The following is a 15116-nucleotide window of genomic DNA, read 5'->3' as shown; positions in this document are numbered from 1 at the left end:
TCTCACCAAATTATACATAACTTTTTTCGACATGTATATCAAAAAGACAATTACTATTTCGTAAGGTTATGCAATAGATCTTTTACAATGGATGACCAACTGTATTCATTTATCGCTAAATTTCTTCCATTTGCTTGCATTTCCTTGCGATCTTCTTCATTCATCTCGACAAATTCATACATTGTATGTGCAATGGAATCTACGTTTTCAGGTGTCGCAACTAGACCAATTCCATTTTTAGAAATAATTTCAGCACTTTCTCCTTTTCCACAATAAAGCACTGGAACACCAGAAGATGCTGCTGGAAAAATCTTCGACGGTCGTGCACCTTCAAATAATTTCAAATCACGTAAGGGTACAATACTAACATCTGTTACAGAAAATAATTTTGGCATTTCATTTAAAGGAAGATGGCCTAAAAATGAAACATTCATAAGTCCCAATTCTTCCGTCAACTGATGAAGCTTTTCTTCTTCTGGACCAGCTCCGGCAATCAAAAAATGCACTTGTGGCAAGGTTTCTTGCATTTTCTTAGCTGCATATATGATAAACTCTAAACCTTGTGCATATCCTAGATTTCCACCATAAGAAAAAACAAACTTATTTTGTAAACCAAATTTTTCTACGTAAGCTTCGTCTCTTTCAGCCGGTTGGAAATAGGTCGTATTTACACCGTTTGGTAAGACAAACACTTTATCTTCAGGCTGAGAATGATTAATAATATAGGACTTTATACCGTCTGTTGCGGTTGCTATTTTCCATGAATGCTTATAAAGGAAAGACTCCAAAATTTCAGCGAGCTTAATAAAAAACTTATTTTTTACAAGCCCTAATTTTACTGCCGATTCTGGCCAAACATCCGCTACGTTAAAAACAAATTTCGCTCCCTTAAGTTTGGCACTTAATAAACCGGTTAACCCTAAAAAGATGGGAGGTGAATTGACGATAATAACATCTACTTTCCCAGCTTTCATTAGCCCATAAAAAGAACTAAATGTAAATGAAAAATAAGACACTAAACGTTTATAGAAAGTTCCCTTTTTCGAAGGGTAAATCCATGTGCGATGGACTGGAATACCATCCCACTTTTCAAATTCATATTTCTTTCCTTTATAATCATCCGGAATAACACCATGTGGATGATGTGGGAAAGCAGTGACTACTTGAATATCATGGCCTTGTGCCAATAGTTCTTTGCTTACCTCATACACACGGATTTGTGGAGCTCCAGTTTCAGGTGGAAAATGTTGACATAAATATACAATACGCATAGCTATCACCGCTTTATTCTCTCAATTTGTTCTTCAAGTATGCAAGTAGTGGCTCTCTTAAATCGTCTCGCTTTAATGCAAAGTCAAAAGTTGCTTGTAAAAACCCCAATTTATCTCCAACATCATATCGTTTTCCATTAAATATGTAAGAGTAAATAGATTCTTTCTTTAATAATGAATCAATTGCGTCTGTTAACTGTATTTCACCTTTTGCATCTGGTTGAACTTTTTCCAACTCCTCGAAGATGGCAGGAGTTAAAATGTAACGTCCCACAATTGCCTGGTTGGATGGAGCATTCTCAATAGAAGGTTTTTCAACTAATCTTTTCACAGAAAATAGATTATTTTCAGCTTCACTATAGTCCACAATTCCATATTTATGGACATCTTCTGTCGGAACTTCATTCACCCCTAAAATACTACTTTGGACTTCCTCATACTTATCAATCATCTGTTTTAAAGCAGGAACTTTTGCATCAATAATGTCATCTGGAAGTAGGACTGCAAATGGTTCATTGCCAATAAACTTTTTCGTACATAGTATAGCATGTCCTAATCCAAGCGGTTCTTTTTGACGCATATAATGAATGTCCACTAGGTTAGAAATATTTTCGACCGTTTCTAGCAATTCTAGTTTACCCGTTTTTTTCAAAAGAAGTTCTAATTCGATCGACTTATCAAAATGATCCTCCATTGACTTTTTGTTGCGTCCTGTCACAATGATAATGTCTTCAATTCCAGAAGCAATTGCTTCTTCGATAATGTATTGTAAATTTGGTTTATCTACAATTGGCAACATTTCTTTTGGCAAAGCTTTGGTTGCAGGAAGAAAACGTGTCCCAAAACCTGCTGCAGGAATTACCGCTTTTTTTATCATGTCCAATCACCTTTTCATTTAACAGACTGTCTTGAAACGTGTGTCTTTGATGAGCAGGATTTTTTTGCAACTGCTCAGTCAACGGTCTGTTAATATTTTTCATACAATGAAAGCATATAATGTGCATTATCAATCCAACTGTAATGCACTTTTACATGCGCTACTCCAGCTTTGCCCATCGTAGCTCTTAGCTCACTATTTCTAGCCAACTTTTTAAATGCAGTTGCTAGTTGTTCTGGGCTATTTTTGTCAGTTACAATTCCGGTTACATCTTGCACGACTACTTCTGGCAAGCCGCCTACGTTGGATACTACGACAGGGACTCCACAAGCCATAGCTTCTACTGCTGCAACCCCAAAACTTTCACTATCTTCTGTAGATGGTACAGCAAAAATGGACATTTTACGAATTACATTAGGTACTTCTGTATTCGGTACTTTCCCTGTAAATGTTGTAACCTTCTCAATTCCCATATTTTTCGCAAGTTCTTCGTATTCCGCTCTTTGTGGACCGTCCCCTGTAATGAGAAGCTCTGAATTTGGAAATTCTTTATGAAACAAAGCAAACCCTTTTACTAAATCAGCAATACCGTATTTATCTTCCAAAGCTTTTACTGTTCCCACAATGATTTTTTCATCAGCTTCCGCAATAGTTGATGATGGATAAAACTGTTCGATATCTACCCCAAAAGGAGTTACTTCTACCGGACGTTTTGTATACAGATTCGTTTCTTTCGCCATAACATGACTGGTTGAACAAATAGCAGTAGCTTTATTTAACGTAAATTCGATTAACTTTTTGTTAAGCCTGCTTTTTTTAGGAAATACAAAAATATCTTTCCCCCATACTGAAACAAAATACTTTTTATAGTTCACCATGGCACCTAATAGACCATAGCTTGATACAAAGTGTGAATGTAATACATCTGGATTCCATTCTTTGAGCATCTTTTTCAAGGCTGGTGCAGCTGCTAAATAGGAAGCTTTTCCTGGCAATACTTTTGGTAAAATTTCTGTCGGTATTTGCTTTGCATTGTCCACGGAATAATGATCTTTAAATGTATACACTTTAATATCGATTCCTTGAGATTGATAAAACAATGCCCATTTATGCGTATGAATCGATTTACTTGGAGCTAATAATGCAATTTTCATTGTTTGCCTCCTAATAGCGCATGCGCCGCTTGTTCGGCACGTTCATTCCATGCATGCTTTTGTAAGAATGATTGTTGAATATTACGCTTAAATTCTGTAAAATGTGGCTCAATCGAGTGCATTCCTTGGACAAGACTTGCTGCATCATCACCAGTTATAATCCCATATGGACCTGACTGGATGAAATCTTCTTGTGCAGAACAGTCTGTTGCGATAATCGGAAGTCCAGCTGTTAAGTATTCCACTAACTTAATCGGCACAGCAAAATCATTATATATCGATCTTTTTCTTGGAATAAAAGCAAAATCTACTTCCTCATACACTTGTTGCAGTTCTGCACCACTCACATGCTTTAATGTAATATACGATTTACTTAGTTTTTCCTTTTCCGAACTGCTTAACTGAGTAAACTCTTCTTCACGACAAACGATGATTAATTCGCCTAAAACATTGTCTTTATTTAACAAGTCATATGATTCTACTAATGTAGGAAGTCCGTAATCATCATTATTAATGCCACCAACATAAATTCCTTTGAAAGGTTGCTGAATAACTTTACTATCCGTATGGATTTCCGTAAATCGACCGCCAGGAGGAAGTGCCATTTTAGCAGTGTTTATATTTACATATTTCCCCATCGCATCACTTGGTAAAAATATAGTATGCATATATTTTCCATATAAATTTTCTTCCATTTTATAAATAGTTTGCATAACGAACTTTTTTAGTCCTCTTAACGAATACAATTCATCAAACTTCCAATATACATCTCGGTAAAAAATACCTATTGGCACATGATGCTTCTTTAGAGTTTTAAAAACATCCTTATCTATTTTCCAGTCTTTTGGTATATGTCCTGGATCTGTTAACCATAAGGGAATTGTCTGATTTTCGGAATAACAAAACAACGTATGCTCGTATTTTTTCTCTGCTACAACCTTATTCCATAGCAGTCGTCTCTCCTTAGTAGTACCAGAAATGACGATAATCTCTAGTTCATGTTTGTCCGCATACACTTCAAATGCCTTTAACATTTCGACTGGACGTATGGCAGAGCCACTTTTAGGATTGGAAGCTATTGTAAAAGGATAATAAATAATTATATTCTTCATACTTTCACTCTTTTCTTCTTCACTTTGCTTATAAGAAAATTCCAAATTACCATAAAGTATTGTTCTAGAATAAATAATCCTGCTAAAACAACGGTCATTATCACCCAAATTGGGTTAAAGTAGAAATCTGAAACTCCCCCGACAAGCGTCCTTGGAATATTAATCGTGAAATACACAAATAGTGCAATAACAACTGGTGTTTTTCGTAAACGGATCAAAACTATATAAAGGAGCTGAATGATAGTGGCAATGTAAACAATTGCCGCCATTACACCCATATATCCAAAGGAAGCAAAAGCTTCACCTAAGAAAATTGTATTTAATACACCACCAGTACCTTTATCCACATTCTCTGGGAAAACATTTTCCATTACCATTCGAGCAGAACGAACTTGTTCCAAGTCAAAAAAGCCAATGATAAAGGAAGGTAAACCTCTTGCCTCTAGTAAAGGAAGGGAGTGAGAAAAAGTATCCAAATGCAAGAAAAAAGGTGCAATTTGCGCTAATATTATTCTTCCTATTGGACCTGTATTATAAGCTAAAAAGCTTTCCACTTGAGTAACACCTTGAATAGCAATATACATGATGACTAAAAGGACAATCCCAGCTATCAAATAGCCACTTATTTTCTTCCAATTAAGCGTTAAGTTATTAGAATAGACCATCGCTAGTATTAACATGATGAGATAAAAGAAGATTGGAGATTTAGCTAAATCATATGTAGAAATTAAAACAGATGATATAAATAATACAAAGAAAAGAGCCTTCCAAAACAACTCTTTCGTTTTGGCAGCATAAACATACGCAATAATCGATAATATTGGTGTTAAAGCAATTCCAAATATATTCCGTATATATACAGCAATTCCGCTAATTCCTCTCGATGCATCTATCCGCATTTTCGCTAGTTCTGATGTATTCCCTTTTAACAGTTCTAAAATTGGAAGGTTGGAGGTCTTCAGAAAAGTGTAGGCAATAGCCAAAACTGAAATGCCTGAAAGAGCAAGAAATGCTAGCCGAAAAACGGTTTTATTCTTATCTACACTTGTACGAACAGGTTCATGTAGGTATCGATCATATTCTAATTGTGCATTAAAACCAAAAAGTCTTCCTACAACTAATTGCGTAAGTGGAAACAAAATCATTAATATTGTCAATAAAATAAATCCAATAATCCGATATTCTTCATGATCCATTCTTTTGATCATATAATAATCATCTATTCCTAAGGCAATTAATAATCCGCCAATATAACTGGAGATAAGGAAAGAATAATAATATATTATAGAAATCATATTTGGCTTTACAAGGGAAAGGCTTCCAGAAACCTTATGGAAAAGGTATGTGGAAGCCACCACAGTAAAGAGCCATATGCTAAAAATTAACAATGCTCACACCTACTTTATTTTCATCAATTACGCCAAGATTTTTATCAAGCTAGCTCGATAAAAATCTGTTGCATCTGCCTGGGGCAGCAGCTTAATTAAGCTGAATATTCCTTCAGTAAAGCTAATACTTTTTCTGCAGTTTTTCCGTCCCCAAATACAGGCGTATAAGACGGAGAGACTTGCTTTTGTACTGCTTCCACTATTTTAGTCGTATCCGTTCCAGTTAGGATATTTGCATCCTCTATTAGCGTTTCCACCCATTCTGTTTGATCGCGAACCGTTATACAAGGCACTTCAGCAAAATAAGCTTCTTTTTGAACTCCGCCAGAATCCGTGACAATTTTCTTTGCATTCATTTCTAATGACAACATATCTAAATAGCCAACTGGTTCGATTACTTTTAAATTAGGAATTTGATCCAACTGGAACCCATAGTCCTCTAATATTTTCTTCGTACGCGGATGAATTGGCCACACTTTATTGTCTGGTATTTGACTAAATGCATCAAGAATTGATCTCATACGATCGACATCATCCGTATTTTCTGCACGGTGAATCGTTATTAATAAGTAGTCTTTTGATTGCAATTCTTCCCGTTCCAAAATAGTAGAGGTAGATTTAGCAAGTGTTTTATTGTATAAGACTGCATCATACATAACATCACCAATATTATAAACGCCATTCATAATGTTTTCGTTTGTTAAGTTTTGGATAGCTGTATTTGTTGGACAAAGAAGCAAACTTGAAACATGATCCGTTAAAATACGATTTACTTCTTCCGGCATTTTCATATTAAAGCTTCTTAGACCTGCTTCGATATGTACTATTGGAATATGCAGTTTCGCAGCAGCAAGTGCACCTGCTAGCGTAGAATTAGTGTCCCCGTATACGAGCACAAAATCCGGAGTCTCTTTTAAAATAATTTCTTCAATTTTAGCTAACATTTCACCAGTCTGTTTTCCATGATTTCCAGAACCAATTCCTAAATGATAGTCTGGTTTTGGAATATTCAACTCATCAAAGAAGATATCAGACATATTTGCATCATAATGTTGTCCAGTATGAACAATGAGCTCTGTTACTTCTTCTTCACGTATAACACGTGAAACTGCAGCTGCTTTTATAAACTGAGGTCTTGCTCCTAATATTGTTAGAACTTTCATTTTGTTATCTCCTTCATCATCTCTATCATATCTTTTACAATAAACGAATTTATATTATACGGATTACTATATTTTTGACCATCTTTTTTAAAAGTTAAGGAATCTACATATTGTTTATACGTAGGATAAATTCCAAACCATTCCATTGGCTCATCAAAATATTTGCGGTAAAGATTTTTCTTTCGATATATTTTGCGTAATAAAGGATAAAGTAATCCATATTTGTTTCTCAATGAATTTTCTGGTCCAGGCTTTTGAGGGTATGGATAAAAATCAGGATACATTTTATGCAATGTATAATCATATAAATACTTCTTATATTTTAAATCCACTGGGATTTTACTAAAGAAATGGATTAATCGATCATCCCATAATGGCATAGACCAATCCTGATCAAAGTATTCATACACTCGAACAGAGTTAATGATAAACTTTGCTTGTCTTTCCTTCCAGTTCCATTCATCCATAATCGATGTTACTCGCTCATTTGTAAGATTTGTGTAATCTGATACATATTTCGTAACTGAATTATAAATATCACTATTTGTAAAACTTATCCCACCAGTTTTTTGCCATAATCGGAAATGCTTAAGAACGATAAAATCTACTACTTCCTTCGTTGTAAACTCTTTATCAAGAATCGCTTCATATGGTAAATGGCTTCCACCTAAAAAATCTAGTGAATGACCAGGCATAAAAACTGCATTTTGTAAGGACTCTTCTTCCACCAATAACTTAGTACTGGGGAAATCTTGTAAATGTGCAGCCGATGCTCCATTGCTTGCGTATAGAACATAATCTTTCCATAATTTCGATTTATAAAGTTCTTCCCACATTGCTTTGTCATAGGCAAAGTATTTCCACTTCAATCCTAGGCGGTCGGCAATTTCTTTACTAACTGTAGCTTCTCCATTACCAGGTCTGCCATACGTAAAGGTAACAATAGAATCAGAGAGCCCTCTATCTTTTAATAATAATGCAATAATACGAGAATCATATCCACCACTTAAGGGAAGAACAATTTTTCGTCCCGCCAATCTTACTACTAAGTCATCAAATACTTCATTTAAAATATGAGCTAGCTCCTCAGCAAAAGCGTCGACAGAGTCATTTTCTTTTTCTGTTACATACGAATAATATGAATGCTTGGATGCCCGCTCCTTTAAATGAACTATAGAAGCAACTTCCAACTGGTACCAATTCTGAAATAATGTTTTTTCACCCGCGACAAAGCCAGCTAATAAAAGTTCCTCTTCTGCAACTTTGTGAAAGGACATAGTAGAATTTGGCTCAAGGTGATCTTGTACAATCCAATCATTTGATTCATTTAACGTATAAAACAATGGAATAGATCTCTTTTTATCTGTAACTAAAACGATCTCATTGCTCATTTGTAAAATGAGCGCAAATTCTCCATTCCAAACCGTGGGATCTGGAGTTGCCCCATCATTATATAGATTTGCAAAGTTTTCATGGGTGACATATTGATTTTTATAGTAAAAATAACCTCTAAAAAAACCTTCATACCCCACACCTTTTATAGGATAAAATTCTTTATGTCTCAGGTTAGTTATACATTTTTTCTCCATGTCTTATCACCATTACTTTCTTTTCACAAAATATTTGTCCATTCGAACAAGAAGAATCAGGACAATAAATCCAATCCAAACTCCTGCAATTGACCAATTATTTAGATCCTTTACTTGAATATAAACAATACTTACAGTTGCTGCGATTAACCAAAAGATTGTCCACGCCATTTTAAATCCCGAAAAAGGAACATAGTACAGCTTTTGACTTTTGCGGAATACTAAAAACAATGCAACACAGTATGCTACTATATACGAGATAACAGTACCCCAAATCGAGAAGACTGGCACAAAAATAAAATTCAATATAACTGAAATTACTGCTGCTATTCCAAAAGCTATAGAAATATGTTTCGTTTGTTTCGTATAAAATATCCCAGTCGAGACAATCATATAATAAAAATTTAAAAATGTTGCAATAGCAATTGGTGCTACGTACTGAAATGCAATTCTAAATTCTTCTGGCATAACTAAAATTATCCACGGCATTGCTGTAGCTAACAACAAAACTCCTAAACTCCCTACCAATAAGAAAGCTGCATATAAAGTAGCAAACAACTTTGGACTACTATCTTTGTCTTTTAAAGACATAGAAAATGGTCTCCACGCTAATTGAATGCCACTCGTTAATAACGTAATGAAAGTAGCAAATTTAATTGCTGTACCGTATAGTCCAACATCTGATAAGGTTCCATATGCTTTTAAAAAATAGTTATTTGCATTTGCAATCACCCAAAATGCTAAAGAAGCGGGAACTAATGGAGCTGCATAAACTAAGATTTTTTTTAAGATACCCCATTCAAACAAAGGTCGTAAATATATTTTTACAGGCTTAATTAATACTAAGACTATAATTCCTACGCTTATCAGTCTTGCTACTAATATCCCATCAAGTGAATCCCAAATGAACATTAAGAAAAGGACGGAAACAATAGCAATCAAAAGCATTTTAGCTACTGTTGTGAATACCACTTTTTTTGTTTGAAATTCATACCTTAAAATCGTTAATACTAAGGTAACTATCGTATCTAAGCAAAGTGTGCCAAGTGCAATATAAAACAAGTCAGTGTATCCAGAAGAGCCTAGAAGTAATGAGGAAAGCCAATCTCCACCTATTAAAAATGCAATAACTAACAAGAAAACAACTGATAAACGAAAAGTCATCACAGATCGAACATATTTTTCACGTGTTTCTTTATCTTTATATTCAAAATAATAATAGGCTAAAGCAGAATCTGTACCAAAAATAACCAAAAAAGTTAGCATGGAAACATTGGTATCAACAAGCTGAAGTATACCTATTTTCGCTGTATCACCGATATAGTAAGCATATAGCGGAAACAATATAAATGCGATTAGTTTCGTTCCTACATTCATAAATGCGTAAAGGAGCGAATCCGCTCCTAAACGTTTTAGCTGAGAAAACACTTAGAGTAGTTCCTCCTCAGGTACATTTTTCAAGAATTTAGCAGGGAACCCTTTAATTACTGTTTTTTCTTCTGTATCTTTTGTAACGATAGCACCTGCTGCTACAAAAGTTTCTTCTGCAATTGTAATACCAGGAAGAATAATAGAAGCACCACCAACACGAGCCCCACGTTTTACAATTGCTCCACGAATTTTATCAAAACGTGCTTCCGTTCTACCCATAAAGTTATCATTTGTCGTTGTCACACAAGGTGCGATGAAGACATGATCTTCTAAAGTAGAATGAGCTGTAATATAAGAGTTCGATTGAATTTTCGTACGGTCACCAATTGTGACAAAGTTTTCGACCGTCACATTACGTCCAATGATCACAAAAGAACCAATTTCCACATCTTCACGAACTGTTGCCAGGTCTGCAATTAATGTACTTTCTCCTACTATTGCTCCTCTATAGACAATCGTATTTGCACCAATTGTACATTCTTTTCCTAGCTGAAGTGGAGGAATTTTTTTCGTAATTTGCATTGTACTTGTTTTTGCAGGCTTTGGTTGTTTACCGACTACTGCACCATCATCGATCGTAGTACCATCACCAATAATAGAATCTGCATGAATGGTTACACGATTACCGACGCGAACATTGTTACCAATTTTCGCGCCTTCTTCAATTACTGAGAAATGACCAACTGTCGTATTTTCACCTAATTCAGCAGTTTCATGTATAAAGTTCATTTTCGTAGCCCCCTTATAGCTTGATATAACGATTTGGAGTTTCGATTCCTTTGAATGCATTACGCGTATCAAAAATTACTTTTGATTTTTTGGCGATATTAGCATAGTCAAATGAACTATGATCTGTTGCTAAAATGACAATATCAGCTGCCTCGAGCATCTCATCTGTTAACTCAGAAGTTTCTAGAGTTTCACCATTTACTCTAAATTGTCCTATATGAGGATCGATTGATTTGAAATCAGCGCCTTGTTTAATAAGTAATTCGATTAATTTTAATGATGGAGATTCACGCATATCATCGATGTCTTTTTTATAAGCAACTCCAAGTAAAAGAACATTCGCATTACGAAGTGCTTTACCTTCATCGTTTAATATTTGCATTGTACGTGTAATAACATAATCTGGCATCGAGTTATTAATTTCACCAGCTAATTCGATTAGTTTTGTATGGTAGTTATATTCCCTAGCTTTCCAAGTTAAATAGAATGGATCGATTGGAATACAGTGTCCTCCTAAACCTGGGCCTGGATAAAACGCCATAAAGCCGTATGGTTTTGTTTTTGCTGCATCAATAACTTCCCAAACATCAATTCCCATTTTTTCACAAAGAATAGCCATCTCATTTGCAAGTGCAATATTAATATGACGGAATGTGTTTTCAAAAATCTTTTCCATTTCAGCAATAGCTGGACTTGAAACTTTATGCACATCCCCATCTAGTACACTGCTATAAAGCGCAGCTGCTACATTCGTACATTTTTCCGTAATACCACCAACTACTTTTGGTGTATTTTTTGTATTAAAGCTCTTGTTACCTGGATCTATTCTCTCAGGAGAATACGCGATGAAAATATCTTCTCCTACTGTAAATCCTTGGTCTTCTAATGCTTTGCGGATAATTTCTTCTGTAGTACCTGGGTATGTTGTTGATTCAAGAACTACTAAAGTTCCTTTTTTTGCATATTTTGCAATTTCATGCACAGAACTTTCAACGTATGAAGTATCTGGTTGTTGATAAATATCTAATGGAGTTGGTACACAGATAGCAACTGCATCCACTGCAGTAATAGAACCGTAATCGGAAGAAGCTCTTAAGTGTCCTGAATCCACCATATCTTTCAAATCATGATCTACTACGTCACCAATATAGTTAATGCCTTCATTTACTTGTTCTACTTTAGATTCTTGTACGTCAAAACCAATAACAGTGTATCCAGCTTTTGCTTTTTCAACTGAAAGTGGTAATCCAACATAGCCTAATCCAACTACACCAATTACCGCAGTACGATTTTCAATTTTTGCTAATAATTCCTCATAATATGTAGACATTATTGTCTCTCCTTTAATTGTCAATCAGATTATATAAATTTTAAGTAATTTCCAGACTACTACCATTTTTCTGTTTACGAGAATGTGATACGTTTCCCTGTTTCAGATGATTCAATAATTGCTTCGATTAAACGAACTGGGTTATAACCGTCTACCCCACTCACTGCAGGCTCTCTGTTTTCTTTGATCGCAGCTACCATATCTTCGATAATACAGTCATGACCTTTTTTGCCCCAAGGCTCATTTTGTATATTGGCTTTAAGTGCTTCGACTTCCTCTTCTTTAACTCCTTCAACATCCCATGTTTCGATGAATAAAGCATTTTTCCCACTAACTTTCACGCTAGCAGTTTCACCAAAAATGGAAAGAGATTCTTCTAAATTTTGAGGATAAATTGTCGTTGCTGCTTCTACAACACCAAGTGCACCACTTTCAAATTCGACTAGCCCAGTTGCAACATCTTCTGTTTCTATATCGCGGAATCTAGTCGCTACCATCCCTTGAACAGATTTTACTGGACCCATAAACCAAAGAAGTAAGTCTAAATTATGTATTGCCTGATTCATCAACACGCCACCATCAAACTTCTTCGTACCTCTCCATGGAGCTTGGTCGTAATATTCTTGACCTCTATTCCATCGAACTGTTGCATTTGCATGACTTAACTTACCAAACTTTTCTGCATCCATTAATTTACGAACTTCCATAATTGCCGGACGATAACGATTCGGATGTACGATAGCTAGTTTTACGCCTTCTTTTTCTGCTACTTCCATCATTTCTTTTGCATCCGCCGAATTTAGTGCCATAGGTTTTTCCGTAATAATATGTTTCTTATATTTAGCAACAACCTTCGTCAAAGTTGCGTGAAGACCGGACGGTACACAAATATTCACAACATCAATTTGAGGGTTGTCCGAAAGCATTTTTTCTAAGTCCGTATATTTTAAGACATTCTCATCGTCTATAGTTAAACGATCCGGGTTATTATCACAAATGGCAAATAGGTTTGCACCTTCTGTATTGCGAATAGCAGCTATATGTTTATCTGCGATGAAACCCATACCTACAATTGCAAATTGAATCATGCTCTTTTACTCCCTCTAGCTTCTAAAATGTATTTCCATAAAGATAAAACAAATATAGTTATTAAAATCCCAAAAATAAATCCAGCAATTGTACCTTCTAAGCCATATGATTTTGTTTTCACAACAGTAGTAGCTTTAGCAATATTAGGTTTTTCATATACTAGAATATCATTTTTTACACGTTGTTCGGTCGCTAATGCATTCGTTAAATCCATTTCAGCTGCACTTAACAACATCGCGTAATTATTGTTTACCGTTACATTATCAGTGCTTGCCAAAGCACCTTTATAAGCTTCAACCGCAGTTTTTAATGTTTCTATACGCTCCGCTTGAATTTTTGCGTAATTTTCAGTTCCTGCAATAATTTTATTATATTGATCCATTAGAGCACCAAACAATTGATCATTGAACTGATTAAGTTCTTTTGTTACTTCTTCTTTATTATTCCCATAAGTTTCTGTTTTAATATAACTTCTAGTTGGAACAAATACATCTGTATTTCCTGTAAAATGCTTTCCGTACATAGTCATAATATGTTCTGGATTTGTTAACGCCTCTATTTTTACAGATCCTGTGAATACGATGCTTTTTCCAACATAGTCACCATCTTTAGGTATTAACATTGAACCTACAAATCCTAGTAAAGCCACAACTATTGGAATAATAATAAACCAAATCTTCTTATTCCAAAAGAATTCTAATGAATCATATAATCGGTAACTCTTATTTTCAGTCATTACACTTCTCCTTCAATACAGGCAGGTAGAGGGAAACGTATACACGTCTCCCTCTACCAATTCACCATTTCATTATTTTTTTGCAAAAAACTCCGCAATTTTTTCAACTACGTATTTTTGTTGTTCTTCTTTCAACTCAGGAAACATCGGTAAAGAAAGAGCTTCATTTGCCGCTTTTTCTGCTTTAGGGAAATCCCCTGTTTTATATCCTAAGTTTTCAAAAACAGGCTGAAGATGCAATGGTAGTGGATAATAAATCATCGTAGAAACGCCATTTTCATTTAAATAAGCTTGTAATTCATCACGGCGGTCTGTCAATATCGTGTATTGATGGAACACATGATAGAAACCTTTTACTTTTACAGGTGTTTGCACATACTCAGACACTCTTTCATTTAGTAAATTTGTGTAAAAGTCTGCATGTTTTCTACGTTGCTCACCCCATTTATCTAAATGCGGGAACTTAACATTTAATATTGCTGCCTGCATTTCATCTAAGCGACTATTATATCCAAGCACATGATGGTAATATTTCGGTTTACTGCCATGTACTCTTATTACTTTACTCTTTTCAGCAATATCATCATTATTCGTAACGACCATTCCAGCGTCGCCATAGGCACCAAGATTCTTAGTTGGGAAAAAACTATAAGTAGCTGCATCGCCTAGTTCTCCAACTGAAAATTCTCCTTGTTTTGAACCAATTGCTTGTGCTGCATCTTCAATAACAACTAAATTATGTTTATCAGCGATTTTACGAATACTTACCATATCCGCCATTTGACCATATAAATGAACCGGAATAATCGCTTTTGTTTTATCTGTAATATGTTTTTCAATTTCGTTTGGATCTAGATTAAAGGATACTGGGTCAATGTCCGCATAAACTGGAGTTGCTCCAGCTCTTACAATTGCTCCACCTGTTGCAAAAAATGTAAATGGTGTCGTAATTACTTCATCTCCAGCACCAACCCCCGCTGCTTGTAGAGCAATATGAATTGCATCACTACCATTTCCACAACCGATACCATGAGCAACATGACTATACTTAGCGATATCCGCTTCCAGTTTCTTCACGTTATTACCTAAAATAAATTGTGAACTACTCATAACACTATCTAGTGCTTCTAATACTTCACTTTTTAAATATGAATACTGCTCGGATAAATCTAACATTGGTACTTTCATCTCGTTTACACCAACCATTCAATGAATTATTTAATAAATATTATTATGTGAAAAGCGCA

The 15116-nt window shown here is 35.1% G+C and carries 13 protein-coding genes; all 13 read right to left on the bottom strand.

Translation table 11 applies throughout. The features are described 5' to 3' along the window. Nucleotides 1-53: 53 nt before the first annotated feature. Complete coding sequence (locus PB01_RS04650; RefSeq protein ID WP_151699113.1) at nt 54-1271, bottom strand: glycosyltransferase family 4 protein; 1218 nt, start codon at nt 1269-1271, stop codon at nt 54-56. 13 nt (nt 1272-1284) lie between these two features. Beyond that, nucleotides 1285-2148, bottom strand: a complete 864-nt coding sequence (gene galU, locus PB01_RS04645) for a UTP--glucose-1-phosphate uridylyltransferase GalU (protein ID WP_151699112.1) — start codon at nt 2146-2148, stop codon at nt 1285-1287. Nucleotides 2149-2237: 89 nt separating this feature from the next. Then, nucleotides 2238-3302 (bottom strand): glycosyltransferase, encoded by a 1065-nt coding sequence (locus PB01_RS04640; protein WP_151699111.1) that lies wholly within the window; start codon nt 3300-3302, stop codon nt 2238-2240. Continuing rightward, the gene (locus PB01_RS04635) at nt 3299-4414 is read right to left on the bottom strand and encodes a glycosyltransferase (RefSeq protein ID WP_151699110.1); all 1116 of its coding nucleotides are present in this window, start codon (nt 4412-4414) and stop codon (nt 3299-3301) included. The genes PB01_RS04640 and PB01_RS04635 overlap by 4 nt, the downstream gene beginning before the upstream one ends. Continuing rightward, nucleotides 4411-5709 (bottom strand): O-antigen polymerase, encoded by a 1299-nt coding sequence (locus PB01_RS04630; RefSeq protein WP_225986167.1) that lies wholly within the window; start codon nt 5707-5709, stop codon nt 4411-4413. Before PB01_RS04630 ends, PB01_RS04635 begins: the two co-directional genes overlap by 4 nt. Nucleotides 5710-5897: 188 nt before the next feature. After that, on the bottom strand, nt 5898-6965 hold the full coding sequence (gene wecB, locus PB01_RS04625) for a non-hydrolyzing UDP-N-acetylglucosamine 2-epimerase (protein ID WP_151699108.1): 1068 nt from the start codon (nt 6963-6965) through the stop codon (nt 5898-5900). Further along, the gene (locus tag PB01_RS04620; protein WP_151699107.1) at nt 6962-8554 is read right to left on the bottom strand and encodes a 7-cyano-7-deazaguanine synthase; all 1593 of its coding nucleotides are present in this window, start codon (nt 8552-8554) and stop codon (nt 6962-6964) included. The genes wecB and PB01_RS04620 overlap by 4 nt, the downstream gene beginning before the upstream one ends. Before the next feature lie 12 nt (nt 8555-8566). Next, a complete protein-coding gene (locus PB01_RS04615; RefSeq protein WP_151699106.1) occupies nt 8567-9982 on the bottom strand; it encodes a lipopolysaccharide biosynthesis protein in 1416 nt (471 codons plus the stop codon). Beyond that, complete coding sequence (locus tag PB01_RS04610; protein ID WP_151699105.1) at nt 9983-10714, bottom strand: acyltransferase; 732 nt, start codon at nt 10712-10714, stop codon at nt 9983-9985. Between the two features lie 13 nt (nt 10715-10727). After that, nucleotides 10728-12044: a nucleotide sugar dehydrogenase gene (locus PB01_RS04605; protein ID WP_151699104.1), complete on the bottom strand. Its 1317-nt coding sequence runs from the start codon at nt 12042-12044 to the stop codon at nt 10728-10730. Nucleotides 12045-12118: 74 nt separating this feature from the next. Further along, entirely contained in the window at nt 12119-13132 is a 1014-nt protein-coding gene (locus PB01_RS04600) for a Gfo/Idh/MocA family protein (protein WP_151699103.1), read from the bottom strand. Beyond that, the gene (locus tag PB01_RS04595; protein WP_151699102.1) at nt 13129-13869 is read right to left on the bottom strand and encodes a hypothetical protein; all 741 of its coding nucleotides are present in this window, start codon (nt 13867-13869) and stop codon (nt 13129-13131) included. The genes PB01_RS04600 and PB01_RS04595 overlap by 4 nt, the downstream gene beginning before the upstream one ends. Before the next feature lie 72 nt (nt 13870-13941). Next, the gene (locus PB01_RS04590; protein ID WP_151699101.1) at nt 13942-15057 is read right to left on the bottom strand and encodes a DegT/DnrJ/EryC1/StrS family aminotransferase; all 1116 of its coding nucleotides are present in this window, start codon (nt 15055-15057) and stop codon (nt 13942-13944) included. Nucleotides 15058-15116 lie beyond the last annotated feature (59 nt).

This window comes from Psychrobacillus glaciei (assembly GCF_008973485.1).
GTDB lineage: Bacteria > Bacillota > Bacilli > Bacillales_A > Planococcaceae > Psychrobacillus > Psychrobacillus glaciei.
This window is presented reverse-complemented; position numbering and strand designations above follow the sequence as displayed.